Source organism: Lactobacillus sp. WILCCON 0059, assembly GCF_057197985.1.
In genome coordinates this window covers 2,324,083-2,348,144 of the sequence record NZ_JBUBHN010000001.1, presented here as the reverse complement: position 1 = coordinate 2,348,144, position 24,062 = coordinate 2,324,083, and the positions used below count along the sequence as shown (strand labels likewise).

General features: G+C 49.6%; 21 protein-coding genes. 15 read left to right on the top strand and 6 right to left on the bottom strand.

What is annotated here, in order from left to right; all coding sequences use genetic code 11:
• Positions 1–475 precede the first annotated feature (475 nt).
• The 5 genes from rpmH (at position 476) to mnmG (ending at position 5,315) form a co-directional block, all read left to right on the top strand.
• A complete protein-coding gene (gene rpmH, locus ACYVUT_RS11030; RefSeq protein ID WP_008459582.1) occupies positions 476–616 on the top strand; it encodes a 50S ribosomal protein L34 in 141 nt (46 codons plus the stop codon).
• A 48-nt stretch (positions 617–664) separates the two neighbouring features.
• Entirely contained in the window at positions 665–1,030 is a 366-nt protein-coding gene (gene rnpA, locus ACYVUT_RS11025) for a ribonuclease P protein component (protein WP_439775012.1), read from the top strand.
• Positions 1,030–1,899 carry a membrane protein insertase YidC gene (locus ACYVUT_RS11020; RefSeq protein WP_484502040.1) on the top strand — a complete coding sequence of 290 codons (870 nt, stop codon included), beginning with the start codon at positions 1,030–1,032 and terminating at the stop codon, positions 1,897–1,899. The genes rnpA and ACYVUT_RS11020 overlap by 1 nt, the downstream gene beginning before the upstream one ends.
• A 108-nt stretch (positions 1,900–2,007) precedes the next feature.
• Positions 2,008–3,393, top strand: a complete 1,386-nt coding sequence (mnmE, locus tag ACYVUT_RS11015) for a tRNA uridine-5-carboxymethylaminomethyl(34) synthesis GTPase MnmE (RefSeq protein ID WP_439775010.1) — start codon at positions 2,008–2,010, stop codon at positions 3,391–3,393.
• A gap of 26 nt (positions 3,394–3,419) precedes the next feature.
• Positions 3,420–5,315, top strand: a complete 1,896-nt coding sequence (gene mnmG, locus ACYVUT_RS11010; protein ID WP_439775009.1) for a tRNA uridine-5-carboxymethylaminomethyl(34) synthesis enzyme MnmG — start codon at positions 3,420–3,422, stop codon at positions 5,313–5,315.
• A gap of 90 nt (positions 5,316–5,405) precedes the next feature.
• Here mnmG and ACYVUT_RS11005 read toward each other — a convergent pair whose 3' ends face one another.
• Positions 5,406–5,651, bottom strand: coding sequence for a hypothetical protein (locus tag ACYVUT_RS11005; protein WP_373868171.1), 246 nt, complete (start codon positions 5,649–5,651; stop codon positions 5,406–5,408).
• Entirely contained in the window at positions 5,638–5,892 is a 255-nt protein-coding gene (locus ACYVUT_RS11000; protein WP_439775008.1) for a hypothetical protein, read from the bottom strand. The genes ACYVUT_RS11005 and ACYVUT_RS11000 overlap by 14 nt, the downstream gene beginning before the upstream one ends.
• Positions 5,893–6,782: 890 nt before the next feature.
• On the opposite strand from ACYVUT_RS11000, the gene spxB reads away from it, so the two are divergent.
• From spxB to ACYVUT_RS10965, 7 genes are all read left to right on the top strand, one after another.
• Positions 6,783–8,633, top strand: coding sequence for a pyruvate oxidase (gene spxB / locus ACYVUT_RS10995; protein WP_484499356.1), 1,851 nt, complete (start codon positions 6,783–6,785; stop codon positions 8,631–8,633).
• 98 nt (positions 8,634–8,731) lie between these two features.
• The gene (gndA, locus tag ACYVUT_RS10990) at positions 8,732–10,117 is read left to right on the top strand and encodes an NADP-dependent phosphogluconate dehydrogenase (RefSeq protein WP_439775695.1); all 1,386 of its coding nucleotides are present in this window, start codon (positions 8,732–8,734) and stop codon (positions 10,115–10,117) included.
• Between the two features lie 245 nt (positions 10,118–10,362).
• On the top strand, positions 10,363–10,911 hold the full coding sequence (locus ACYVUT_RS10985) for a hypothetical protein (RefSeq protein ID WP_484502039.1): 549 nt from the start codon (positions 10,363–10,365) through the stop codon (positions 10,909–10,911).
• A gap of 264 nt (positions 10,912–11,175) precedes the next feature.
• On the top strand, positions 11,176–11,844 hold the full coding sequence (locus tag ACYVUT_RS10980; RefSeq protein ID WP_484502038.1) for a beta-carotene 15,15'-monooxygenase: 669 nt from the start codon (positions 11,176–11,178) through the stop codon (positions 11,842–11,844).
• 101 nt (positions 11,845–11,945) lie between these two features.
• Positions 11,946–12,575 carry an ATP-binding cassette domain-containing protein gene (locus tag ACYVUT_RS10975; protein WP_484502037.1) on the top strand — a complete coding sequence of 210 codons (630 nt, stop codon included), beginning with the start codon at positions 11,946–11,948 and terminating at the stop codon, positions 12,573–12,575.
• A complete protein-coding gene (locus tag ACYVUT_RS10970; protein ID WP_484502036.1) occupies positions 12,565–13,074 on the top strand; it encodes a hypothetical protein in 510 nt (169 codons plus the stop codon). Before ACYVUT_RS10975 ends, ACYVUT_RS10970 begins: the two co-directional genes overlap by 11 nt.
• 11 nt (positions 13,075–13,085) lie before the next feature.
• Entirely contained in the window at positions 13,086–13,868 is a 783-nt protein-coding gene (locus tag ACYVUT_RS10965) for a hypothetical protein (protein ID WP_484502035.1), read from the top strand.
• A gap of 67 nt (positions 13,869–13,935) precedes the next feature.
• Here ACYVUT_RS10965 and ACYVUT_RS10960 read toward each other — a convergent pair whose 3' ends face one another.
• Positions 13,936–15,618: a hypothetical protein gene (locus ACYVUT_RS10960; RefSeq protein WP_484502034.1), complete on the bottom strand. Its 1,683-nt coding sequence runs from the start codon at positions 15,616–15,618 to the stop codon at positions 13,936–13,938.
• Positions 15,619–15,859: 241 nt separating this feature from the next.
• On the opposite strand from ACYVUT_RS10960, the gene ACYVUT_RS10955 reads away from it, so the two are divergent.
• The 3 genes from ACYVUT_RS10955 to ACYVUT_RS10945 all read left to right on the top strand — a co-directional run bounded on the left by ACYVUT_RS10955 (position 15,860) and on the right by ACYVUT_RS10945 (position 20,085).
• Entirely contained in the window at positions 15,860–16,495 is a 636-nt protein-coding gene (locus tag ACYVUT_RS10955) for a zinc metalloproteinase (RefSeq protein WP_484500873.1), read from the top strand.
• Between the two features lie 281 nt (positions 16,496–16,776).
• On the top strand, positions 16,777–18,474 hold the full coding sequence (locus tag ACYVUT_RS10950; protein WP_439774831.1) for an ABC transporter ATP-binding protein: 1,698 nt from the start codon (positions 16,777–16,779) through the stop codon (positions 18,472–18,474).
• 72 nt (positions 18,475–18,546) lie between these two features.
• Positions 18,547–20,085 carry a ClC family H(+)/Cl(-) exchange transporter gene (locus ACYVUT_RS10945; protein WP_439774830.1) on the top strand — a complete coding sequence of 513 codons (1,539 nt, stop codon included), beginning with the start codon at positions 18,547–18,549 and terminating at the stop codon, positions 20,083–20,085.
• A gap of 76 nt (positions 20,086–20,161) precedes the next feature.
• Here ACYVUT_RS10945 and ACYVUT_RS10940 read toward each other — a convergent pair whose 3' ends face one another.
• From ACYVUT_RS10940 to ACYVUT_RS10930, 3 genes are all read right to left on the bottom strand, one after another.
• Positions 20,162–21,472: an NCS2 family permease gene (locus ACYVUT_RS10940; protein ID WP_439774829.1), complete on the bottom strand. Its 1,311-nt coding sequence runs from the start codon at positions 21,470–21,472 to the stop codon at positions 20,162–20,164.
• A gap of 217 nt (positions 21,473–21,689) precedes the next feature.
• The gene (locus tag ACYVUT_RS10935) at positions 21,690–22,436 is read right to left on the bottom strand and encodes an amino acid ABC transporter ATP-binding protein (RefSeq protein ID WP_484502033.1); all 747 of its coding nucleotides are present in this window, start codon (positions 22,434–22,436) and stop codon (positions 21,690–21,692) included.
• A gap of 19 nt (positions 22,437–22,455) precedes the next feature.
• Positions 22,456–23,913 (bottom strand): ABC transporter substrate-binding protein/permease, encoded by a 1,458-nt coding sequence (locus ACYVUT_RS10930; RefSeq protein ID WP_484502032.1) that lies wholly within the window; start codon positions 23,911–23,913, stop codon positions 22,456–22,458.
• Positions 23,914–24,062: the final 149 nt, after the last annotated feature.

Sequence of the window (24,062 nt, the reverse complement as noted above, 5' to 3'; positions counted from 1 at the left end):
AAAACATTCCCTCCAAAAAATTTTTTAGCAAAATTATTTTAGCATTTACTGACCAGGTTTTCCACAGGTGGAAGAAAGAAATCCAGAATCCACAGGTTGTGGACAAGAAATAAAAAGATGACTGTGAACTCTGCCGATAATTTTATCAAAATCGGCCAAAAGTGGATAAGTCTTGTGGACAACTTTTCTTAGAACGGCAAAAGGAGAGCCTGGTTTTGACCGGACATATCCACAGGGTGTTGAAAAAGTTTTTGACAGGGTGTGGACTGTGGATAAGTCTGCAAAAAAGCCTGTTGATTGCCGGGAAAAAATTTTTTCGCGGTCTGCTTTCTGTCCACAGGCGGGGGATTAGCTTCAGGCAGTCTAAGGAAAAAATCGGGCAAGTTTGCAAGAAAAAGCTTGGTTTTTTTTGATTTCCGTGCTATTCTAGATAAGAAATTGTGCACGTAGCACTAAAAAATGGAGGTGCAAATATATGTCAACTAAGAGAACTTACCAACCTAAGAAGCGTCACCGTTCACGCGTTCACGGCTTCATGAAGCGTATGGCTACAAGCAACGGCCGTAAGGTATTGGCTAGACGCCGTGCAAAGGGTAGAAAAGTATTATCTGCTTAAGCCACTGAATCCCAGTGGTTTTTTTAATTTGCAAGAGTGTAAAGAGCTTTGAGAAAGTCATATCGAGTTAAATCTGAACAGGATTTTCAGACCGTCTTTGAAAATGGCGAATCAGTTGCCAACCGGGCTTTTGTGATCTATGTCCTGCCTAGAAAGCAGAATAAGCATTTTCGCGTCGGCATCTCTGTCGGCAAGAAGGTCGGTCACACGGCCGTCGTGCGCAACCGTCTCAAGCGCTACATCAGGGCGGTGCTGACCGAGAACCGGGATCGGATTAAGCCGGACCTGGACTTCTTGGTGATTGCCAGACCCTACGCTCGCGATTTTGATTGGGAAAAGACGCGGGAAAACCTGCTTCACGCGCTGAACCTGGCCCACGTCATTGAAGAAGAGCCAAATAAAGAGGAAAAATAGTGAAGGACATTTTATCGAAGAAGAGTACCAAGCGCCTTCTGGCCGCTCTGGCACTGGTGACGGTTTTTGCCCTTGTTCTGAGCGGCTGCGCTTCGCAGACCACCAAGAAGCCAACGCCGATCTCCCATAATTCCAGCAACTGGTGGGATGCCTGGGTAGTTTACTACCTCTCCCAGTTCGTGCTTTGGATTGCCAAAGTCTGCGGGGGCAGCTACGGCTGGGCCATCATCATCTTTACGGTTATCATCCGGGTGATCCTCCTGCCTTTGAACGCGGTGCAGATCAACAGCACCAGAAAGATGCAGGAGATCCAGCCGGAACTGAAGGCCCTGCAAGAGAAGTACTCCAGCAAGGACCTGGAGACCCGGAACAAGCTGAATGAAGAAACGCAGAAGCTTTACAAGGAAGCGGGCGTCAATCCTTACGCCGGCTGCCTGCCGATGGTCATCCAACTGCCGGTTATGTGGGCCCTGTACCAGGCCATCTGGCGGACGCCAGAGCTGCAGAACGGTAAATTCTTGTGGATGGACCTGGGCAAGCCAGACCCATACTACATCCTGCCGGTTTTGGCAGCGGTATTTACCTTCCTGTCCTCATATATCGCGACTCTGTCGGTGCCTAAGTCTTCCCAGACCACGATGACCAAGGTCATGAGCTATGCCATGGCGATCATGGTCGGGATCGGGGCCATCGTCTTCCAGTCCGCGATCTCCCTTTACTGGGTGATCTCCAACCTCTTCCAGGTTGGCCAGACCCTGGTCCTGCAGAACCCATTCAAGTACCGCAGGGAACAGGAAGCCAAGGAAGAAGCTGAACGCGAGCGCCAGCGCAAGATGCGGCGGGCTTACAAGCGGATCAAGCGGAAATAATTGAATATTCATCTAAAGTTTTTTAGATAAAGTAGTGAAAGTGCTTTATCCATCATTTTTCATGGTGGAAATTGCGCTTTTTTTATTGGAAAAAAACGAGGTAACGAGATGGTTCAACGTTTAACTGAATTTGATACGATCGCGGCGATCTCAACGCCGCTGGGAGAAGGCGGGATCTCCATCGTCCGCGTCTCCGGGGAAGATGCGGTCGCCATTGTCAACCGCTTGTTTAAGGGCAAGGACTTGGAAAAAGTTCCCAGCCACACGATCAACTACGGCCACATCGTGGATCCGGCGACTGGGCAGGTGATTGACGAGGTCATGGCCTCCGTCATGCTGGCGCCGAAGACTTTTACCAAGGAAGACATCGTGGAAATCAACTGCCACGGGGGGATCGTGGTCACTAACGACATCCTGCAGCTGCTCTTGGCCAATGGGGCCAGAATGGCTGACCCGGGCGAATTTACCAAGCGGGCCTTCGTCAATGGCCGGATCGACCTGACCCAGGCTGAAAGCGTGATGGACATCATCCGGGCCAAGACTGACAAGGCCCGGCAGGTGGCGGTCAAGCAGCTCTCCGGCGGCCTCTTGACGGAAATCCGGGCCCTGCGCCAGGAAATCCTGGACGTTTTGGCCAATGTCGAGGTCAATATCGACTACCCGGAATACGATGAAGAAGAAGTGACGGCGCAAAAGATGCTGGCTTGCGCGGAAGATGTTAGCGGCAAGATTGATCGCCTCTTGGAAACGGCCCAGGAGGGGCAGATTCTCAGAAACGGCTTGAAGACGGCGATTGTCGGCCGGCCTAACGTGGGCAAGTCCTCTCTTTTGAACTACTTGACCCAAAGCGACAAGGCGATCGTGACGGATGTGGCCGGAACCACCCGGGACACCCTGGAAGAGTTCGTGTCCGTCAAGGGGGTGCCGCTGGAGTTGATCGACACGGCCGGGATTCACCATACCGAGGACCAGGTGGAAAAAATCGGGGTTGAGCGGTCGAAGAAGGCCATTGCCCAGGCGGACCTGATCCTGCTTTTGCTGGACGGCAGCCAGGAATTAACGGAAGAAGACCGGCAGCTTTTGGATCTGACAAATGGCAAAAAGCGGATCATCGTGCTGAATAAAACGGACCTGGGTCAGAAGCTGGCCGCGTCTGAGATCGCTGAAGAAAGCGGCAGTGAAGTGATCAGCACCTCGATCATGATGAAGGAAAACCTGGACGAATTGGAAGCCTTGATCAAGAAGCTGTTCTTCAAGGGGATCGAAAACTCCAACGACCAGGTTCTGGTGACCAACCAGCGGCAGGCGGGCCTTTTGGCCAAGGCCAAGCAGCAATTGGCCGACGTGGCCAGCGGGATTGAAGACGGGATGCCGGTCGACCTGGTCCAGATCGACTTTACCGGAGCCTGGGAAAGCCTGGGCGAAATCACCGGAGATAGCGCGCCAGATGAATTGATCAATGACCTCTTCAGTCAGTTCTGCTTAGGGAAATAGCGAGGAAGGCAAGGAAGACGAAAAAGATGAAGACTTATGTTTCAAACGAATATGACGTAATCGTGGTCGGCGCCGGCCACGCGGGCTGCGAAGCAGCCCTGGCCAGTGCCCGGATGGGGGAGAAGACCCTGCTTTTGACCATCGGCCTGGACATGGTGGCCTTTATGCCCTGCAACCCGTCAGTCGGCGGCCCGGCCAAGGGGACCGTGGTCAGAGAAATCGACGCTTTAGGCGGGGAGATGGGCAAAAACATCGACAAGACCTACATCCAGATGCGGATGCTGAACACGGGCAAGGGGCCGGCTGTCCGGGCATTAAGAGCCCAAGCTGACAAGTGGGACTACCACGAAGAGATGAAGCGGACCATCGAAAACACCCCTAATTTGACCCTGCGCCAGGCGGTCGTTGACGACTTGATCGTTGAAGACGGGGAATGCCGGGGCGTGGTGACCAACACCGGGGCCCGCTACCGGGCCAAGAGCGTGGTCTTGACGACAGGGACCGCGGCCAGAGGGCGGATTTTTATCGGGGAACTGAACTACTCATCCGGCCCCAACAACACGATTCCAGCCATCAAGCTGTCAGAAAGCCTGGAGAGACTGGGCTTCAAGCTGCGCCGCTTTAAGACCGGGACGCCGCCGCGGGTCAACAAGCACACCATCGACTACTCCAAGACCGAAGAAGAGCCGGGTGACAAGGAACCCCGCCACTTCTCCTTTACCAGCAAGGATGAAGACTACCTGACTGACCAGACTTCCTGCTGGATGACCTACACCAACCCGAAGACCCATGAAATCATCAATGAAAACCTGGACCGGTCACCGATGTTCTCCGGTGACATCGTCGGGGTAGGGCCGCGCTACTGCCCGTCAATTGAAACCAAGGTCGTCCGTTTCGCTGACAAGGACCGGCACCAGATCTTCCTGGAACCGGAAGGGCGGAAGACGGAAGAAATCTATGTCGGGGACTTTTCAACCTCCATGCCGGAAGAAATCCAGCTGGAAATGCTGCACACGGTCGCCGGCCTGGAAAAGGTTGAAATGATGCGGCCGGGCTACGCCATTGAATACGACGTGGTCGACCCATGGCAGTTGACCCACACTTTAGAAACCAAGCGGATCAAGCACCTGTATACGGCCGGGCAGATGAACGGGACTTCCGGCTATGAAGAAGCCGCTGGCCAGGGCTTGATTGCCGGGATTAACGCGGCCTTGAGCGCGGAAGGCAAGCCAGCCTTTACCCTGGGGCGCGATGAAGCCTACATCGGGGTTTTGATCGATGACCTGGTAACCAAGGGGACGGAAGAACCTTACCGGCTCTTGACCAGCCGGGCTGAATACCGCCTGCTCCTCCGTCACGACAATGCCGACCTCCGCTTGACGGAAAAGGGGCATGACCTGGGCTTGATTGACGATGATCGCTATGCTGAATTTTTGGCCAAGAAGGAACTGATCCAGGAAGACCTGGACCGGCTGGGCGAGATCACCGTCCACCCGACCATTGCCGTCAACGAATACCTGGCTGGTTTAGGCGAAACTGGCTTAAACGGCGGGGTCAAGGCAGATGTCTTCCTCAGACGGCCAAAGGTGACGGTTGAAGACGTTGAGCGCCTGACCGGGCAGAAACTGGCCGGGGACCGCTATGTCAAGGAACAGGTGGAAATCGACATCAAGTATGCCGGCTACATCAAGAAGCAGGAGATTCAAGTGGCCCGCCTGCGCCGGCAGGAAGCCAAGAAGATCCCGAAGGACATCGACTATGACCAGATCGAGGGCCTGGCTACGGAAGCCCGGGAGAAGTTCGCCAAGATCCGGCCGGAAACCCTGGCCCAGGCGGAAAGAATCTCCGGGGTCAACCCGGCCGATTTGGCCATCTTGAGCGTCTACGTGCAAAACGGAAAATACGCCAAGGTTCAGAAGTAAGTTAAAAGGCGAACCCGGTGGGGTTCGCCTTTTTTTGCTGTGGGGGGATGCATATGGCTTTTTTGAGTGGATAAAAAATGAGAGTAATTCTCAATTGTTTTTGTTCTTTCTAGTGAGCTTAGTTCCGATAGCGATAAGCAAAACGACTACGGTGTAGCCACCGCCAAGCAGCAACTCTGCAAACCAGAATTGGCTGCTGGCACTAGCGAGGTGCTCACCAAAAATCATGGGACCGAAGCAGTAATAGGCATTGTAGAGGGTGATTAAGACTAGACCAAATATAATGATCAAGACTAATCCACCAAGCCAACTGACTAACTTTTTAATGAAATTCATCCCAACCACATTCGGCGCCCCAAAGAGCTACAGATCCCCAACCAATTCCAGGCATAGCAAGTTTTGCAAGACGCTTAACGGCAAAGCTTGCTACTTTCTTAGATGCATATTTAGTTATTGTGCGTACCATTATAGAAGAGGCCTTTTTCCAGGCGTGTGATTTTAAATACTTAACTGTTAAAGGTTTAAATATTACTTTTGCTAGATTTTTAAGTTCACCCATACCCATTTTATTTAGCATACATTTTCCTCTTTTTTCGAAAAACTGTACTGCTCAATTTTTTCACTCTTAGCTAAGGCTATTTCTGTAGTACTAGTTATACTTTCAGAAGTAGCAGTTGCAAGAACGAGAACAATTAGACAAGAAATCAGGATATTTTTTAGTTTCATAGTTTTACCTCATAACACAACTTATTTATAATATGTATAATAATACGCGAGCAGGAACGTGTCAATATCATTATATAAATACTGGAATACAGGAGTGGGCAGTCAGGTTATAAACTAGTGTAGCGTCATACTGATATTTTTAAAATGTTGCTAAATTCTGGTATGATCTCTGTAGTATATCTATTAATTAGCTACGGAGGATTATCCTCCATGACGCCTACTTCTAAAAAATACATTGTTACTTAAACTTCCCACTTGCAAAAGTGGGAAGTTTAAGTTCTTTACAATAATTGTTAACTTCATTGTCGCTGCAGCCGTAATCATGACCATCGCTGCTAGAGCTGGTTACCGGCGGACAGCGCGGAACATCGGCATCGCCGGAGCAGTGATCATTATTATTGCTTTTTGCGGAATGAATTATTTTATCACGTTCATGTAGTCAAGCGGTCAAGTCCCTAGGGGCTTGACCGCTTTTTTACTTGAAATAATCGACTGCCTTTATACTTTTTTAAAAATTAATAAAAACTTTACCTAAAAATATTCTCCGTAAGTTAGCTACTTTTTCACAAAAAAGAAAGGGAAGATAGCACAAACTTTTTATCCGGAAAAAGCAAGTTTGTGAATTAACTAGCTTAAAAAGCGGCTAATCCTTGCTATAGTAGGTTTTGATAGCACTTGCAAAAGTGAAAAAATGTGGTTTAATAAAGGGCTGTAAGTAATAATTTTTAAGGAGATTCACTTATGGCAAAAATTAAGGGCGCAAACGCCGTTTTAGATGTTATGTACAAGTGGGGCATTGACCACCTTTACGGTTTCCCAGGTGGTTCTTTTGACTCAACCATGAACGCGATCTACGAAATGCAAGACAAGATCAAGTTCATCGAAGTTCGTCACGAAGAAGCCGGTGCCTTGGCTGCCTCAGCAGAATACAAGCTTACTGGCAAGCTTGGTGTCTGCATGGGTTCAGCCGGCCCTGGTGCCATCCACTTGATGAACGGCTTGTACGACGCTAAGTACGACAAGACCCCAATGGTTGCCCTGGTAGCCAACGTTCCAACTCCTCGTCAAGACATCAACTTCTTCCAAGCCTTTGACGAAATGCCATGGTTCCGTGACGTTGCCGTTTGGGTACACCAAGCCAAGACCAAGGAAGCTTTGCCAGTTTTGATGGACACTGCTATCCGTCAAGCATACGCAAAGAAGGGTCCAGCTGTTTTGGTAATTCCTAAGGACTTCGGTTGGCAAGAAATCGAAGACAACTACCGCGTTTCCGCAAGCAACCACGTTGCTGACAACTACGCTGCTCCAACTGCTGAATCAATTGAAGCCGCAACTAAGTTGATCAAGGAAGCTAAGAACCCAGTTGTTTACTTCGGTTTGGGTGCTTCAGGCGCTGCTGACGAATTGAAGGAATTCTCTGACAAGTTCAAGATGCCAATGATGTCCTCATACCTGGGCAAGGGTATCGTTGAAGACAGCTTCAAGCCATACCTTGGCACGATCGGCCGTATCGGCGCTAAGGCTCCTAACGAAGTTCAAGGCCACACTGACCTGGTTGTTTGGGTTGGTAACAACTCACCATTCTCAGTATTGTGGTTCCCTAAGAACGCCAAGGTTATCCAAATCGACGTTGACCCAGAAAAGCAAGGCAAGCGTCACTCAGTTGACGTATCAATCCTGGCAGACGCCAAGAAGAGCTTGCGTGCTTTGATCGACGCTGGTGAAGCCCGTGAAGAATCACCACTTTACAAGGCTGCTTTGGCTGACCGTGAAGAATGGGACGCATGGACTGCTTCATTTGCTGACGACCACTTGAAGGACGAAGGCCGCGTACGCCAAGAACCAATCTGGGACGTCATCAACAAGGAAGCCGCAGACAACGCTGTCTTCGCTATTGACGTTGGTAACGTCAACATGGACCACGTACGTCTGTTGAACATGAACGGCAAGCAACGCTGGACTACTTCCGGTTTGCACGCAACTATGGGCTACGGCGCTCCAGCTGCTGTTGCAGCCGCAACTGCTTACCCAGACCGTGAAGTATGGCACTTGGCCGGTGACGGTGGCTTCGCTATGATGAGTGAAGAACTGCTGACTTTGGCTCGCTACAACATGCACGTATTGACTGTTGTCTTCACTAACGAAACTTTGGGCTACATCGAAGCAGAACAACGTGACGAATCAAACCAACCTCTGTCAGGTGTTATCCTGCCAGACAACGACTGGGCAAAGGTTGCTGAAGGTATGAACATGAAGGCCTTCACTGTTCACGACAAGGCTGAATTCCAAGCAGCTGTAGAAGAATGGAAGAAGATGGACGGCCCAGCCTTCATCGACGTTAAGTACACTAAGCACATGGCTTACTCAACTGAACTTAACACTCTGGACGACCCAGAATTCGTGAAGTACTACCACGCAGAAGCTCTGCACCCATTCTCATACTTTGCTGAAAAGTTTGGTTTGGAAATCGACGCGGCTTCAGGTGCTTCCGGCCACTCAGAAGACAAGGCTGACGCTTTGCAAGTTCAAGCAACTTCAAGTGCTTCAGTTCCTGAAAACGCACCAGACACTACTTCAGGTGCTTCTCACTAAGAGAAATATAAATAAAGAAGAAAGCGAAACCTTTTGGTTTCGCTTTTTTCTTGCTTGCAAGTATAATAAAAGAGGCAGACATACTAGGAGGTAAATAAATGCAACAATTTGGTGTGATCGGTTTATCGGTCATGGGCAAGAACTTAGCCCTCAATGTTAGAAATCATGGCTTTTCAGTCTCCGGCTTCTCCATCGACAAGCCGGAAGTCGATGCTTTGGCCAAGTACGAGGACGACAAGCTGAAGCCTTGCTACACTTGGGAAGAATTCGTTGATTCTTTGGAAAAGCCCCGCAAGATTCTGGTGCAGATCATGGCTGGTGACCCGGTTGACCAAACCATTCAGAAGCTGATCCCGCTTTTGGACAAGGGCGACATCATTATTGACGGCGGGAACTCCAACTTCCACGACACCAACCGCCGCTACCACGAATTAAAGAAGCACGGCCTGCACTTTATCGGCATGGGCGTGTCCGGCGGTGAAGAAGGTGCCTTGAACGGCCCGGCCTTGATGCCAGGCGGGGACAAGGAAGCTTATGAAGAAGCTGCGCCAATCCTAACCGCGATGGCCGCCAAGACTGAAGACGGCCGTGCCTGCGTGTCCTACATTGGGCCAGAAGGGGCGGGCCACTACGTCAAGATGGTCCACAACGGGATGGAATACGCGATCATGCAGGAAATCTCTGAAGTCTACGACATCATGCGCAAGGTAGCCCACAAGTCCAACAAGGAAATGGCAGATATTTTTGCCGAATGGAACAAGGGGGACTTGAACGCCTACTTGATTGAAATTGCTTCACAAGTTTTGCGGCAAAAGGATGACTTGACTGACGACGACGTGATCGACCACATCTTGAACGTTGCTTCCTACAAGGGGACTGGCAACTGGATGCTGGAAGATGCCATCAAGCTGGGCGCTCCAATTACGGTGGTAGCTGAAGCCGTTTTGGCCCGGTTTATGTCCAAGGCAACGACCCGTGAAGGCAAGGAAGTCGTTTACAAGGGCGAAGTTGCCAGCGACTTGATCGACAACTTGGGCAAGGCAATGTACCTGGCACAGATCGTGGCTTACGCTCAAGGCTTCCAGCAATTGACCATGGCCGCTAAGGCTTACGACTGGGAATTGAACTACCCGGCAATCGCGCAGAACTGGGAAGCGGGATGCATCATCCACGCCAAGACCTTGTATCATATTGAAGATGCTTACGCTGATGGCAAGCAACTGGACAACCTTTTCCAAGACCCATACTTTGCGGGCGTGATGGAAAAGAACCTGCCAGCCTTAAGAGCAGTCGTTAAGCTGGCAGCGGAAGCTGGCGTGCCGACTCCAAGCTTCAGCGCGGCTCTGAACTACCTGGAATCAATCTTCAACCCAAGCCTGCCGGCCAACATGATTCAGGCGCAAAGAGACTACTTCGGTGCGCACACTTACTACAGAAACGACCGCGAGGGCGTTTACCATACCGAATGGTATGAGGAAAAATAACAAACGGTATTGATGAAAAAGAGTGAAACTTCGTTGGAAAGTTTCACTCTTTTTGTTTGCATAGCTAGTGAAGCAAGATGCTGGGGATATGGATTAAGGAAAGCTATTACATAATTAGAATAAAAAACTGGCCATGGCTATTTTATACTGTTCTTTTCATAAAATAGCTGTTAAATATATAGTTGACAAATAAATCTGTCAGAAATATACTGAAAGCGGTTAAAAAGATATAGGGGGAGCATGTTATGGAGTTTATTCGATCTCACAAATGGCTACTGGCTATTTCTGGCTTAATTGTCGTTCTGCTGCTTGGGACATTGTTGCTGTTAAAGCACGTCGACAACAGCGCTAGCGCGATTTTGGAAGCTAGAATAACGGCTGACGATGGCTCTGGAACTAGCTTCGCGACCATCTATGACAACGGGAAGGTCGAAAAAAGCAGTTCCAGCCAAAACAAGCAGTTTGTTAAGCCGATTGAAGTAGATCCACAAGTTTTTGTGGAGCATACGGACAAGAAAAACAATATTTACTTAACGGTAAACGAGAAAGCGCTGAGGAACAACAAACAGGTCTCTTCTGATGAAAACTGGGTCAAGCTAACTAAGCTGATCGCCAAGAGAAGCAAGCACGCTATCGCGATGCTGAGCCTGTTTAAGCTTGGCGATGACTACTATGCCTTTCTAAAATACAATGCCGGTCTTTCAGATGAGGGCAGCCTTTATCAGTACAGGGGCAGCTTGACCAAAGTGGCTACGCTTGATTCTGGCAAAATATCGGGCTTAAAGGAAAAATAAGCGAGCAAAGCAATCATTGATGAAAAAATGCTGGCGGAAAGAAAATTATCTTTTTTAAAATGATTGTTCTTTTTTTCAAAAAAGTAAGATAAATATATGACTGAATAAAAACAGCCTTAAAGCCGCGTCTACCATGATGCTAGAGCATGTGTCAATGACTTTTGCTTGAATTCTTTGTTGAAATTTATGTTGACAGGGATTATATGTGGAACTATACTGAAAGCGATTAAAGGGGAAGAAAAATATAAGGGAGGAGCCGTATATATGTATATTATTAGGCAACAATGGCTGCAGGACAATGCTATACGTAAGTGGTATTTCCTAGCAGCCATTTTAATTTTATTTGGGGGATGCAGCAATGCGATTGGAGCGAGAAATGCTCCACAAAGTCAGTGGCTGGAATTGACTATATTCTCACGCTTTCTTGTTTTCAGCTTGCTAGTCCCTGCTCAGATGTTGCTTTTACTGTGCGCTTTTCGAATTCGGTTGCAGGATATTTATGTTACTGGGAGCAGGCGGATAATTTGGAAGCAGCTAGAGTACCATTTGGCGATGGCTTTGCTCGTGACTCTTGTGCCATGGGGAGTCGGCTGTCTAATGGGCATGTGTCTCAATGGCTGGGGGCCAACTTTAGAAGCAATAGCAGGTGAAATACTGATTCGCTATTTGTATCTGGCCTTGTCTTGCTTGGCGACGCTACTGATTACTAGCTTTTTCTTGCTGGTAAGTAATCAAACTTGGGCGTTTTTATCTGGCTTTATTTTGAATGGTATTTCTTTTGGTTTAAACGTTAATCGCCATCTATCTTTATTCTATGATTTCCTGATTCCAAATACATATTTTTTGCTATTAGTTATGTTCCCAATGTTACTGGTCTTGATTTTGATCTTAGTATTTATCGTACGGTTAGAGATCTTTAGAAAGGATTGGTAAACCACAACTTGAAACTATAATCATGTTTGTGTGGACCCCAATTTGAGCTTTGCTGTACGTGTTAGTTGACAGCAAGCATGGCTGGGGCTAAAGGAGGAAGAATGTTTATTGAGTTAAAGAATGTAAACAAGGTCATCTCAGGCCGGCAGCTGCTCAGTCAAGTCAACTGCGAGATTGAAGCTGGCCAGATCGCAGTTTTTGAAGGGATCAACGGATCGGGGAAGACCTTGATTTTAAAGACGATTTTGGGCTTGATGAAGGTTGATGGAGAAGTCTTGTTAGCTGGCAAGCAAGTCAAGCCGCAAGATGCTTATCCGGTCAAGGCCGGGATTCTGATTGAAAATCCCAGCTTGATTACAGACTTCACGGCAACGCAGAATATGGAGCTTTTAGCCAAGCTAGATGAGCATATTTCTGCAACTGAAATTGCAGAACTGCTGAAATACTTTGACTTAAGCCGCTTTCCTAATGAAAAGGTCAAGAAGTTTTCTTTAGGGATGAAGCAAAAGCTGGGCATTGCCGAAGCCTTCTTGGGCACATATCCGCTGATTGTCTTAGATGAACCGACCAACGCTTTGGACAGCGACAGTATTGATAAGTTGGTGGATTTGATCAAGTTGCGGCAAAGCAAGGGATGCACTTTTGTCATCGCCTCACATGACCGGGATTTTGTTGAGCAAGTGGCAACCAAGCGCTTTAAAGTTGAAGAAGGTGTGGTTCATGAAGCGTAAAGTATGGCTGGCGGCAGCCATCGTCTTGTGCGTACTGGCAGGCCTGCGCTATTGGCAAGTAAACGCTAATCCTGTTTGCCGCGGGGTAGACAAGGAAATTTTGGTTAAGAAAGGGCAGGAGGTTCATGCTCCAGGAATTGACTTTAAGATTCTATCCGCCAAGATGGTCAAAGGGAAAGATAACGTCTATTTGACTGTAAAGGTTGATCTGAAGGACCGTGGCTATTACGCGGATGGCAAGCATGGAATAATCGCCGCGGTTAACAACATGTATTTCAATATGCCATACAGCCTCAGCAATCCATCAAATAACATAGCGATTGATGGGAGAGGGCATAAAATATCTATTTGGAATTTAACAAACAAGATACCTCAGCCATTGACACTGACATTTACCAATCTGAGAGACTGGTACGATACAGAAAACTTCCCAGCCAGATTCAGCTTTTTGGTCGGGGACGGCAATGGGTATAAGAAGTATTCACTGCTTTTGGAATGAGGGAAGACAGAATGAGTTTATTATGGTCAAGATTAAATAAGCACTGGTTTGTCGCGGCGATTGCTGTTGGAATGGCAGTAAGTTTGGGGCAGATAATCGTCAACTGCTACACTGGCATGGCGAATATCGACTCGCCTTACACTCGCTGGTTATCAATTAATACTGACTCATCCGCAACGACAATTTTCTTTATCCTCTTGCCCTTCTTAGCCAGTATTCCGGCAGGAAACATGTTAAAAGAGGACTTGGACAGTGGTCTATTCAACAAGTTTAAACTGCAGGTTCCTGTAGCTCGTTTGATTATGCAATATGCGGCTATGGCATTTGTGACTGGTTTTGTGACCATCATGATTCCTATGCTTTTTAACCTGCTGGGGTATCTGTTGATTCTTCCTAATTTTAAGCCGGACAATTTGCTTAATAGCAATATTGAGGTTGTCAACTTCAACACTATGCTGGTTTCTCTGTACTATAGTCATCCATTGGTTCACGCATGTCTTAATATATTGCTAGCTTCCGTCTGGGGTGGTTTGTTTTCGGTATTTGTCTTGGTCAACTCGGTTTGGATCAGAAATCGTTTTGCGTCATTGAGTACAGCCTTGGTTTTAGAGCTGATCTTAATGGAATTGGATACTGTTTTGCCGATTGATGATATGCCAAGCATATCACCTACTGATTTCTTGCCAGAGCTGGGGGACCGTCCTTTGTTGTGGCTGACAGCTCTGATGACGATAGTGTTAGCTGCCTACTGTATGGGGATGTATAAGTTGGCTTGCCGTCGGGCAGTGCTGTAACTAAAAAATGAGCGAGTAAAAAAGCAGTCAGCTTTCAAAAAGTTGACTGCTTTTCATCTGTAAACTATTATTTGCTGTTCTTCGCGAAGTCGCTGATCTTCAAGAATTTCTTTTCTTTGGTCGTCTTGTTGACATAAACGAATTTGCAGGTTTTGTTGTTCCAAGTGTAACTGTATCTTCTGTGCCAAGTGCCATCTGCCCGCTTGTAGTAAACGGCCGGGATGTAGCCATTTGGCGTTGCATCCGAGACGATTCTCCACACGCGTTCGTACTCAGCCTTGTTGAGCTTGTTAATGTTGGTGACTGGGGCCTTTTTCCCGTTGAGGTAAGTCTCAGAGTTGGCCAAGAGCCATTTGGCAAAAGTTACCTCACCCTTATTGCCGGAAAGAGCCTTTTGCGCGTTGCTGAGCGCGTAGTCCAGGTAGTCACGGCGGTAGGAAGATGACAGCTTGTAGACCGTCTTCTTCTGGACGGCTTCAGCCTTGGCGATTTCCTTCTTCAAGGCTGCCAGCTGGCTTGCGCTGGCCGGCTGGTCGCTTGTCTTGGCCGCCTTCTTGGAAATGATGGTCGGCAGCTTTGCTTTCTTAAATTCGCTGGCCTTTAAGAAGCCATTGTATTGATCAGTTGCCTTGAAATCTTCGTCATCTGCTTGAGTTTCAAACCAGAAGAACTCGCCGATCAGGTGCTGGTCTTGCAGGTGGTAGAAGAGCTCAATCTTCTTAGTCTGCGGGTTGAGCAGGTAAGCTTGCCCATCCACGTGAACAAATAAGTTTAAAATCTTCTTGCCTTTGATGGCGGTCCCGGTCATATCGTATGTTTGCAGTTTCTTAGCTTTTCTGTCTTTGGCTACAGCATATTCGGTCTTGCCTGGCAAAAAGTCGCCAGCATCCATGTGCTGCTTGATTTTTAGGTTGCTGTCATCGAAGAAGGTACTATCTTCGTATGTTTCAGCCCAATAATCCGTATCACCCCAAAGAAGGTATTCATGGGTCTTGGCAACGCGATAGTAGAAAAGGGTATTATCGGCACTGCCGGCACTAATACACTTGTCCAGCTTAACCTTTTGCCCTTTCTTGTAGAGATGGTTGGTTTCATATAAGCGGGAGTCAAAGGAGTACATGTTCTTTTTAACCGTAGCTGTGATAGGTCCCTTGACGGTCAACTTTTCTCTTTTTATAGAGAAAACGTTAACGGCTTTGATATAGCGGTTTTTCCCGATTTTAAGGTACTTTTTCTTATAAACCTTAGGTATTGCATATGGCTTCTTTGTATTGCCGCTATAGTAGGACCACTTGTCCTTCTTGCCTTCTTTACTGCTGTACTTAACTTTTCCAGCGTAGATCAAAGGCTGGTAGACCTTGTACTTCTTGCCGGTCCGCTTCAGCTTTGAATTGTAGACGTAGCTGTTGCTGTTTAAAGCAATTGCCGGCTTGCCGTTGATCAAAATGACAGAGTCTGCCGGGACATAGCCGCCATGGCCAATGTAGTAGTAAGCTCTTACTCTCTTGTGAGTTTCTTTGACATAGTGAATGCCGTAGTAGTTGACGGTTTTGGCTTTCTCGTCAAAAAGCAGGCTGGCGCTCTTTCCGCGGTATTTTTCCAGACTGTTGCCCTTCTTGTCCCTAACTGTAGTCATGCTGGTAACCTTGATGGTGCCTTTCTTCTTGGCCGCGCTTGCCGGCTGCGGGGAGGCAGCCAGGGTCAGCAGGCCTAAGAAGGCAGAGGCGATAACCATAGCTTTCTTTTTCATGATAAAACCTCCGAAATTACACACACTGTTCTACCAATATTATATCGTTTTCGGGAAGCGCTTGCGTTAGTTCTGGGCTGCTTTTTATATTAAGTAGAGGGCGATATTTTTGATTGCATCGTAATGGTAAACGCTGACAAAATAAACTTTTTCTCGGATAAGTAAAGATTTCAACCGCTTACTTCTTATAGTGCTATAATCAAAAAAGAAAATAACTGTTAGCAGATTTTTAGGAGGAATCATGAAAACGAGAAAACTGTTGACTTCTGCTGCTGTTGTAGCCTTGGCTTTGCCGGCATTTACCCTGGGCCAAGGCAGTCATGTAAACGCGGCAACCACGCCAGCCGTAACTGCTGTTAAGACCAGCTATAGCGCCAAGACCAAGTCATTGACGATCACTGGTAAGGCAAAGGGCGCAAGCAAGGTGGCTGTCAGCTACAATGCCAAGGCACTCAAGCCAGTCAAGGTAAGCAAGAAGGGCCAATTCAAGACGACCGTCAAGTTCACCGGCTACAAGGACTTCACTCTTACTGGCTTGAACGCCAAGGGGGCTGCCGTAACCAAGGCCTACGTTTTGGCCAAGGACAGCTACGCTGCCGCTAAGCCAACCCTGCTCAAGGCTGACCGGACCAAGAAGGGGCTGACCTTCACGACCGATGCCAAAAAGAAGACTACTTTGAACTTCTACTACAAGAACAAGCTGGTCAAGAAGGCTAAGCTGACCAAGGACAAGCAAAAGGTCTTCTTCTCAGCCAAGTCACTGAAGGGCAAGAAGGGGAACTTCAAGGTCGTTGCCTCAGTTGCTGGCAAGAAGAGCAGCCAAGCTGCCCAATTCAAGATCATCGGCGTTGGCCAGGCAACCGTAACCAACTACTAAAAGCGAATATAACTCTAGAGAGCGAGACTCCATCCGTGAGCTTCGCTCTTTTTCTTTTGCCCGTTTTCTGACGAAAATGACGCGAAAAGCGGCAAATTTGACGGCTTTCGTTTACGGCCAGCTCCTTGGCCTACAATTGCCTTGTAAGTTGATTAGATGAGGAGCAAAAACAATGTTCAATTTTATTTTGGAAATGGAAAAAATCCTGGAACGTGACGGCAAAAGCGCCAAGCGGCACCGCAGAAGACAGCATAGATACAGCTTCATCTGCTTCCACAGCAATGATTAAAGCTGGAAAAATCCGCCTGTTTTCCCTTGACCGCCGGCAAGTCCTGGCGATCCTCTTGAGCTGCCTGGCCACGGCCCTGTCCTTGAAAATTCCTCTCTTGCTAAAGCAAGTGATCGATCGCGGAAAAATGCTTTCCTGGACAAACAGCCTGGGCCAGATCGGCTTCTGCCTGCTCATTTCCAGCCTCTTGGAAGCCGGCAGCCAGTACCTGCTCAGCCTGGCCGGAGACGAGCGGATCAGAGATCTGCGCCTGCTTTTGCAGGAAAAACTCCTCCGCCTGCCCTGGAACTACTATAAAGAAAACAGTCGCGGCTCCCTGCTCAGCCACGTCCTAAACGACAGCTCAGTGGTTAAGGACTTTACCGTTAGCGTTCTGCCTTCAGCCTTGGTCAGCCTTTTGACGGTTGTTGCCAGCCTGGGAATCTTGTTCAGCCTGGACGTTAAAATGACTTTGGTGATCATTTTGACTTTTGCCTTGATTGCCAGCAGCGCCTTTCCTTTAGGAAAAATCAATGAGCACTTCGCCTACCAAAACCAGGCCAAGCTCAGCCGGGTATCTGCTGATTTGGATGAAAACCTGGCCAATATCAAGCTGATCAAACTGACCAATGCCCAAGCCGGCGTTTTGCAAAAATTCCGCGGCGACCTGCAGGACTTGTTTGCCCTGTCCCGGAAAACTGACGCGGTTTTCAGCGTGACTGGACCCCTGCAGACGGTCTTGACCCTGGCCGGCTTTCTCCTAATCCTGCTCTACGGCAGCCAGCGCCTGGCTAATGGCAGCCTGTCTTTGGGGATGCTGAGCTCATTTATCATGTACATGTTCGGCATTATTTCCCCGATCAATAATTTGGGCAACTTTTACATGAGCTACGCTGAAGCCCGGGGCTCCCTTAAAGCCATCAGTGAAATCCTGGCCCAGGCGGATGAAGCTGATCCCGGCCAAGAGCTGCCTAAGAAAGCCGCTGACCTCAAGGTCCGCGACCTGACTTTTGCCTATCCAGGCAGCCAGAGCCCGGTTTTACGGGACTTATCCCTGGACTTTAAAGAAGGGGCGAAAACAGCTTTAGTTGGCCCATCTGGGGCCGGCAAGACGACCTTGATCAACCTTTTGACCCGCTTAGAAGCTGGCTATCAAGGGCAGATCCTGCTGGGTGACCTGGAAGCTAAAAGCTGCAGCTTGCCTGCCTGGCGGGACCTCTTCAGCGTGGTTGCCCAGGACAACAATATTTTTGCCGGTACAGTCGCCGACAATTTGCTCTTTGGCTTGGAAAAATCCGTCAGCCGGTCGGACATGATCCAGGCCCTGCAAGTTGCCAACCTTTGGCCGGAACTGGACTTGGACACCCGGACAGGAGAGGGCGGCTGGAAGCTGTCCTTGGGGCAAAGCCAGCGCCTGCAGCTTGCCCGGGCCTACTTGCGGGATGCCCCTTGCCTGATCCTGGATGAAGCCACGGCTAACCTGGACCCCGAGTCAGAAGCCAAGGTCAGTCAGGCCGTTGACCGGATTGCCCAAGAAAAGATTGTCATCATCATCGCCCACCGTCTGTCGACGATCGCCAATGCCGATAAAATCTACTTCTTAGATCAAGGCCAAGTTCAAGCAGCTGGCCGGCATGAAGAATTGCTCAAGCAGCTACCGAAGTACCGGGCCTATGTCGAAGACCAGCTGCGGCCTTTGGAAAGCAGGTGAAAGTGGATTTTACATGTCCGCCTAAAAGGTTTATGCTGTTTTTATATGCAAAAAAAGGTGGGCAAACAATATATGGAGAGTGAAGACAGACAAACGCGCAAATCCAACCTGCGCTTATTATTTGAAGCCCTGGTCGTGGGCCTGGTGGCTGGCATCGTTGTCGGCAGCTTCCGCTGGCTGATCGGGCAAACCCTGGCCATGTGGCAAAAGGGCTACCAGGCAGCGCACGCTAACCCAACCCTCTTGTGGCTCTTAGCTGGGGGCGTTCTGGTCAGCGTGATTGTAGCCGGCTTCTTAGTCAAGCAGCAGCCCCATGCCGGCGGGTCCGGGATCCCTGAAGTAGAACTCCAGCTGCAGGGCAAGCTGCAACTGGCCTGGTGGCCGATCCTTTGGCGGAAGTTCATCGGCGGGGTTCTGTCGATCGGGTCTGGCCTCTTTTTAGGCCGGGAAGGTCCATCAATCCAATTGGGCTCAACGGTCGGCCAGGGGGTAGCCCAGGGCTTCAAGGCCTCGAAAAGCGACTCCCGGGTCCTCCTGGCAACCGGGGCGGCCAGCGGCTTGTCCGCGGCCTTCGGCGCGCCTTTGGGCGGGGCCATGTTCATCGTTGAAGAAGTCTTTCACAACTTTTCTCCCCGGGTCTGGCTGAACGCTTTAGCCGGAGCTATCATGGCCAACTTCGTGGTTTCCAATGTCTTTGGCCAGACTCCAGTCTTAGCGATCGACTACAAGCACAGTTTCCCCATCCTTCAGTACTGGCAGCTGCTCTTATTGGGGGCTTTTTTGGGCTTGATCGGCCGCTTCTACCAGTGGGGCCTGCTCAATTTCAGCCATGTCTATCAAAAAATCACCGTCCTTCCGCGCTGGCTGCACGGGATCATCCCGGCCCTTATCTTAGTGCCGGTCATGTACTACTTCCCGGGCTATGTCGGCGGGGGCAACAACTTGATTTTGAGCTTGAACCAAATTCATGCCGTAAATGTCCTGGTCTTGATCTTCCTCTTGCGGATCAGTTTTTCCATCGTGTCTTACGATTCTGGCCTGCCGGGCGGGATCTTCCTGCCGATCTTGACCATGGGGGCCCTCTTAGGGGCAGTTTATGGCCAGTTCATGGTTGACCTGGGCCTTTTGGACCAAAAATTAGTCGTCAACTTGATCATTTTTTCCATGGCTGGGCTTTTTTCAGCCATCGTCCGCTCGCCTTTTACCGCCATCATGCTGATCGCGGAAATGGTCGGGTCACTGCTGCACCTCATGCCTTTGGCCGTGGTTTCAGTTGCTGCTTATGTCGTCAACGAACTGCTGGGCGGGGTGCCGATCTATGAAAGCCTGGCCGGCCGGATGCAGACCAAAGAAGACAACGACTATGTCGGTGAAGCAGACCAGCTGACCGTTTCTATTTATGAAGGCAGCCAACTGGCTGACCACCAGGTTAAGGAAATCGCCTGGCCGGACCGGACCCTGGTCAGAGTCATCCACCGGGGGCAAAAGGACATTATCCCCGACGGGAATACCCAGCTGCTAGCCGGCGACCTTTTAGTCTTGGAAATCGACGAAAACCAGCGGGGTCTGGTCTATGACAAGATGGCCAGCCTGCAGGAAGCCAAAGAGTAAAGCTGAAAATGCATAAGAAAAAGCCTCGACAGCAGTCGAGGCTTTTTAGCTTGGCAAAAATTGTTATTGTTATCGTTTAGACGTTCAAGATCAAGAAGTAGATCACGAAGACTACAGCCAGGATCCACATCATTGGGCTGACTTCCTTGGTCCGCTTGGCAGCAGTCATGGAGATCGGGTAAACGATCAGACCCAGGGCCATCCCGTCAGCGATGGAGTAGGTCAAGCCCATGCCGATCACGATCAAGAAGGCTGGAACAGCGATTTCCAGCTTGTCCCAGGAGATCTTGGCCAGGTTGGCCGCCATCAAAACGCCGACGATGATCAAGGCTGGAGCAGTAACCGTAGTCGTTACCACGCTCAAGAGCGGGCTGAAGAACATGGACAAAAGGAAGAAGATACCAACCCAAACGGCAGTCAGACCTGACCGGCCGCCGGCAGCGATCCCGGATGAAGATTCAACGTAGGCGCCAACCGGTGAAGTACCGATGATGGAACCAGCCATCATGGCCGTTGAGTCAGCCGCCATGGCCTTGCCGATTCTTGGCATCTTGCCGTCCTTGTCAACCAGGCCAGCCTGGTGAGCCAGACCGATCAAGGTACCGGTGGTGTCAAAGAAGGCCACCAAGAGGAAGGTCAAAACGACCGTCCACATCTGCACCGTGTTGATGTCGCCCAGGTGGAAGATGGCTTGGCCGAAGCTTGGCTTCAAGCTTGGCGCCAGGGAAACGACAGAAGTTGGCATCTTGCTTTGGCCAACGATAATGCTGAAGATGGATGACAGGACGATCCCGATGAAGATCGCGCCTGGAACCCGCCGGATCATCAAGAAGATGGTGACCAGCAAACCGAAGATGGTTACCCAGGCAGCCGGGTCCTTGAAGGAACCGATAGTTACCAGAGTAGAAGCACTGTTGACGACCAGCTTGCCGTTTTGCAGGCCCAGGAAGGCGATGAAGATCCCGATCCCGGCGGAGATGGCAAATTTCAAGTCGTTAGGGATGCTGTCAACGATCAGTTCCCGCAGCTTGAAGACAGTAATCAAAATGAAGATGATTGAGGCCACGAAAACAGCAGCCAGGGCAGTCTGCCACTTCACCTTCATGCCGATGCAGACAGTGTAGGCGAAGAAGGCGTTAAGACCCAAAGACGGGGCAGTAGCGATCGGGTAGTTGGCAAAAATACCCATGATCAAACAGCCAAGCGCGCTGGCCAGGGCAGTTGCCGTGAAGACCGCGCCCTTGTCCATCCCGCTGGCGCCCAAGACGCTAGGGTTGACGAAAAGGATGTAGCACATCGCGAAGAAGGTTGTCAGACCAGCGATGAACTCCCGCTTAGGGTTTGAACCGAGCTTATCGAGCTCGAAATACTTGTTAATAAATTCCATTTGATCCTCCAATAGATATTGTTCGGAATTTCCCTCAACAGAGGGGGATATTTCTACCTTATCACGGAATAACTTAGATGTAAATACGAATCATAATTTTATCAGTGATTATAAAGTATGCTTCCGCTGAATAAAGGGGCTAAAAAGCGCTTGGGTATGGCAACTCAAGCGCTTTCCTTTTAATTTTCCACTTGTTTTTAAAAAATCTAAACTCAGCTTAGATATTCAAAACCTTGTTCAAGAAGTTCTTGGTTTCTTCTTCCTTTGGGTGGTCGAAGATTTCTTCCGGCGTTCCCAGTTCCTTGATCACGCCGCCGTAGAAGAAGGCAACCTTGTCGGCCACCTGCTTGGCAAAGCCCATTTCGTGGGTAACGACGATCATGGTCATCCCTTCCTGGGCCAGTTTCTTCATGACGTTCAAAACGTCGCCGACCATTTCCGGGTCCAGGGCACTGGTCGGTTCGTCAAAAAGCATGACGTCCGGCTTCATGGCCAGGGCCCGGGCGATGGCTACCCGCTGCTGCTGGCCGCCGGACAGGGTGGTCGGCTTGACGTCGGCCTTGTCGTCCATGTTGACCATCTGCAGGTACTTGTGGGCTTCCTTGATGGCCGTTTCCTTGTCTTCCTTGCCCAGTTCAACCGGAGCCAGGGTGATGTTTTCCAAAACGGTCATGTTCGGGAAGAGGTTGAAGTGCTGGAAGACCATGCCGATGTTTTCCCGGATCTTGTTGATGTCGGCCTTGGGGTCAGCCAGGTCGGCCCCGTCGACAAGGATGTGGCCCTTTTGGAATTCTTCCAGCTTGTTGATGCAGCGCAGGAAGGTGCTCTTCCCGGAGCCGGAAGGACCGATGATGCAGACTACTTCGCTGGGCAGGACGTTCAAGTTGGCGCCCTTGATGACTTCGTGAACGCCATCGTAGCTCTTGTGCAGGTCAGTTACCTGAACCTTGTATTTTTCTTCCATGGAAAAAGCCTCCTTTTAACTAATGTTGCATCTTCTTTTGAATGTAGTTGGACAGCCAAGTAAGCAGGGTGATGATGATCAGGTACATTACGGCGATGATCAGCCACATCTTGAAGCCCTGGAAGTTCTGGGCAATCAAGGTGGTACCAGTTTGCGTCAGGTCCATGACCCCGATGGCGGAAAGGATGGAAGTGTCCTTAAGGGTGATGATGAACTGGTTGACCAAAGATGGAATCATCAGCTTGAAGCCTTGCGGGGCAACAACCTTCCAAAGGGCCTTGTAGTAAGGCAGACCCAGGGACCGGGCGGCTTCCCACTGGCCCACGTCAACTGATTCGAAGCCCCCGCGGACGATAGCCCCGATGTAGGCCCCTTCGTCCAGCATCAAGGTCAAGATGCCGGCAGTAAAGAGGGGCAGCTTGTGGCCCAGCAGGGTCGGCATGCCGATGTAGATAAAGAAGGCCAGAACCATCATTGGAATACCACGGAAGATGTAGATGATTACGTTGGCCAGGCCGTGCCAGAACTTGTGCTCAGCAATCCCCATGATCCCGAGGATCAAACCGAAGACCAGGGCGGCCAGGATGCCGACGATGGCCAGTTCGATGGTCATCCACAGACCCTGCAGAAGAGCGCCGGCGTTGTCCTTGATCAAGCCAAAAATTGAAGTATCAGTTACGACTTGGCTCTTAACAGCCTTCTTGCTGGTGTACTTGTTAACGATCTTCTTTAAGCGGCCAGTCTTCTTCAGCCAGGCCAGACCGTCGTTGAACATCTTGAGGAGTTCCTGGTTCTTGCCTTTCTTAACGGCAAAAGCCAGAGGAGCGTTGGCCACTTGCTTGCCGACGATGCGCAGGCCAGTCCCGTTGGCGATTCCGTAGCGAAGGGACGGACCATCGTCGAAGCAGGCGTCAGCGTTGCCGGCCTTGACGTCAGCCCAGGAAGTGTTGGAGTTGGTATAGTACTTCAGCTTGAAGCCGTACTTCTTTTGGACGGACTTGGCATAGATGGCAGAAGTGGTCCCGGTCTTGACGTTGACCGTCTTGCCCTTGAGGTCCTTCATGCTGGTGATCTTGCTGTCCTTGGCCACGGCCAGGCAGACCCCGTCAGTGTAGTAGGAGTTGCTGAAGTCGATGGTCTTCTTTCTTTCGCTGGTCACGCTCATGCCGGCGATCATCCCGTCGATCTGGCCAGACTGCAGGGCCTGGACGTCGGCGTTGAAGGACATGATCTTCAGCTCGTACTTGAACTTTTCGTGCTTGGCGATTTCCCGGAGGATTTCGATGTCGATCCCGGGGTTCTTGCCATTGTAGGTACCATCCTTGTCTTGGATTTCAAAGGGCTTGAAAGTTTGGTCGGTACCGATGATGTAAGTCTTCTTGCTGGCAGCCTGGGCCTTTGGCGCCGTTAAAAACAGCGCGGCGATGAGCAGGCTGACTGGCAGCAGGAGAAGTTTGCGAAGTTTCTTTAAATGCATATTATCTTTTCACCCTTTTTCATAAATGATTTCTTCCGCTAAAAAAACAGATTGTCAATATTGTATCACGTTTTTAAGAAACGGTTCATTTTATTCAGCTCATCTTCGGCCGAAAGCAACCGGTACCAATTTCCTTTTTAAAGTGAGAA

Coding starts and splice junctions, on each gene's coding strand:
- ACYVUT_RS11000 (WP_439775008.1), bottom strand. CDS start 5,892: ATGCTAAATAAAATGGGTATGGGTGAACTTAAAAATCTAGCAAAAGTA.
- gndA (WP_439775695.1), top strand. CDS start 8,732: ATGCAACAATTTGGTGTGATCGGTTTATCGGTCATGGGCAAGAACTTA.
- ACYVUT_RS10930 (WP_484502032.1), bottom strand. CDS start 23,913: ATGCATTTAAAGAAACTTCGCAAACTTCTCCTGCTGCCAGTCAGCCTG.
- ACYVUT_RS10985 (WP_484502039.1), top strand. CDS start 10,363: ATGGAGTTTATTCGATCTCACAAATGGCTACTGGCTATTTCTGGCTTA.
- spxB (WP_484499356.1), top strand. CDS start 6,783: ATGGCAAAAATTAAGGGCGCAAACGCCGTTTTAGATGTTATGTACAAG.
- ACYVUT_RS10935 (WP_484502033.1), bottom strand. CDS start 22,436: ATGGAAGAAAAATACAAGGTTCAGGTAACTGACCTGCACAAGAGCTAC.
- mnmG (WP_439775009.1), top strand. CDS start 3,420: ATGAAGACTTATGTTTCAAACGAATATGACGTAATCGTGGTCGGCGCC.
- ACYVUT_RS11005 (WP_373868171.1), bottom strand. CDS start 5,651: ATGAATTTCATTAAAAAGTTAGTCAGTTGGCTTGGTGGATTAGTCTTG.
- mnmE (WP_439775010.1), top strand. CDS start 2,008: ATGGTTCAACGTTTAACTGAATTTGATACGATCGCGGCGATCTCAACG.
- ACYVUT_RS10940 (WP_439774829.1), bottom strand. CDS start 21,472: ATGGAATTTATTAACAAGTATTTCGAGCTCGATAAGCTCGGTTCAAAC.
- ACYVUT_RS10950 (WP_439774831.1), top strand. CDS start 16,777: ATGATTAAAGCTGGAAAAATCCGCCTGTTTTCCCTTGACCGCCGGCAA.
- ACYVUT_RS10965 (WP_484502035.1), top strand. CDS start 13,086: ATGAGTTTATTATGGTCAAGATTAAATAAGCACTGGTTTGTCGCGGCG.
- ACYVUT_RS10975 (WP_484502037.1), top strand. CDS start 11,946: ATGTTTATTGAGTTAAAGAATGTAAACAAGGTCATCTCAGGCCGGCAG.
- rpmH (WP_008459582.1), top strand. CDS start 476: ATGTCAACTAAGAGAACTTACCAACCTAAGAAGCGTCACCGTTCACGC.
- ACYVUT_RS10960 (WP_484502034.1), bottom strand. CDS start 15,618: ATGAAAAAGAAAGCTATGGTTATCGCCTCTGCCTTCTTAGGCCTGCTG.
- ACYVUT_RS10970 (WP_484502036.1), top strand. CDS start 12,565: ATGAAGCGTAAAGTATGGCTGGCGGCAGCCATCGTCTTGTGCGTACTG.
- ACYVUT_RS10980 (WP_484502038.1), top strand. CDS start 11,176: ATGTATATTATTAGGCAACAATGGCTGCAGGACAATGCTATACGTAAG.
- ACYVUT_RS10945 (WP_439774830.1), top strand. CDS start 18,547: ATGGAGAGTGAAGACAGACAAACGCGCAAATCCAACCTGCGCTTATTA.
- ACYVUT_RS10955 (WP_484500873.1), top strand. CDS start 15,860: ATGAAAACGAGAAAACTGTTGACTTCTGCTGCTGTTGTAGCCTTGGCT.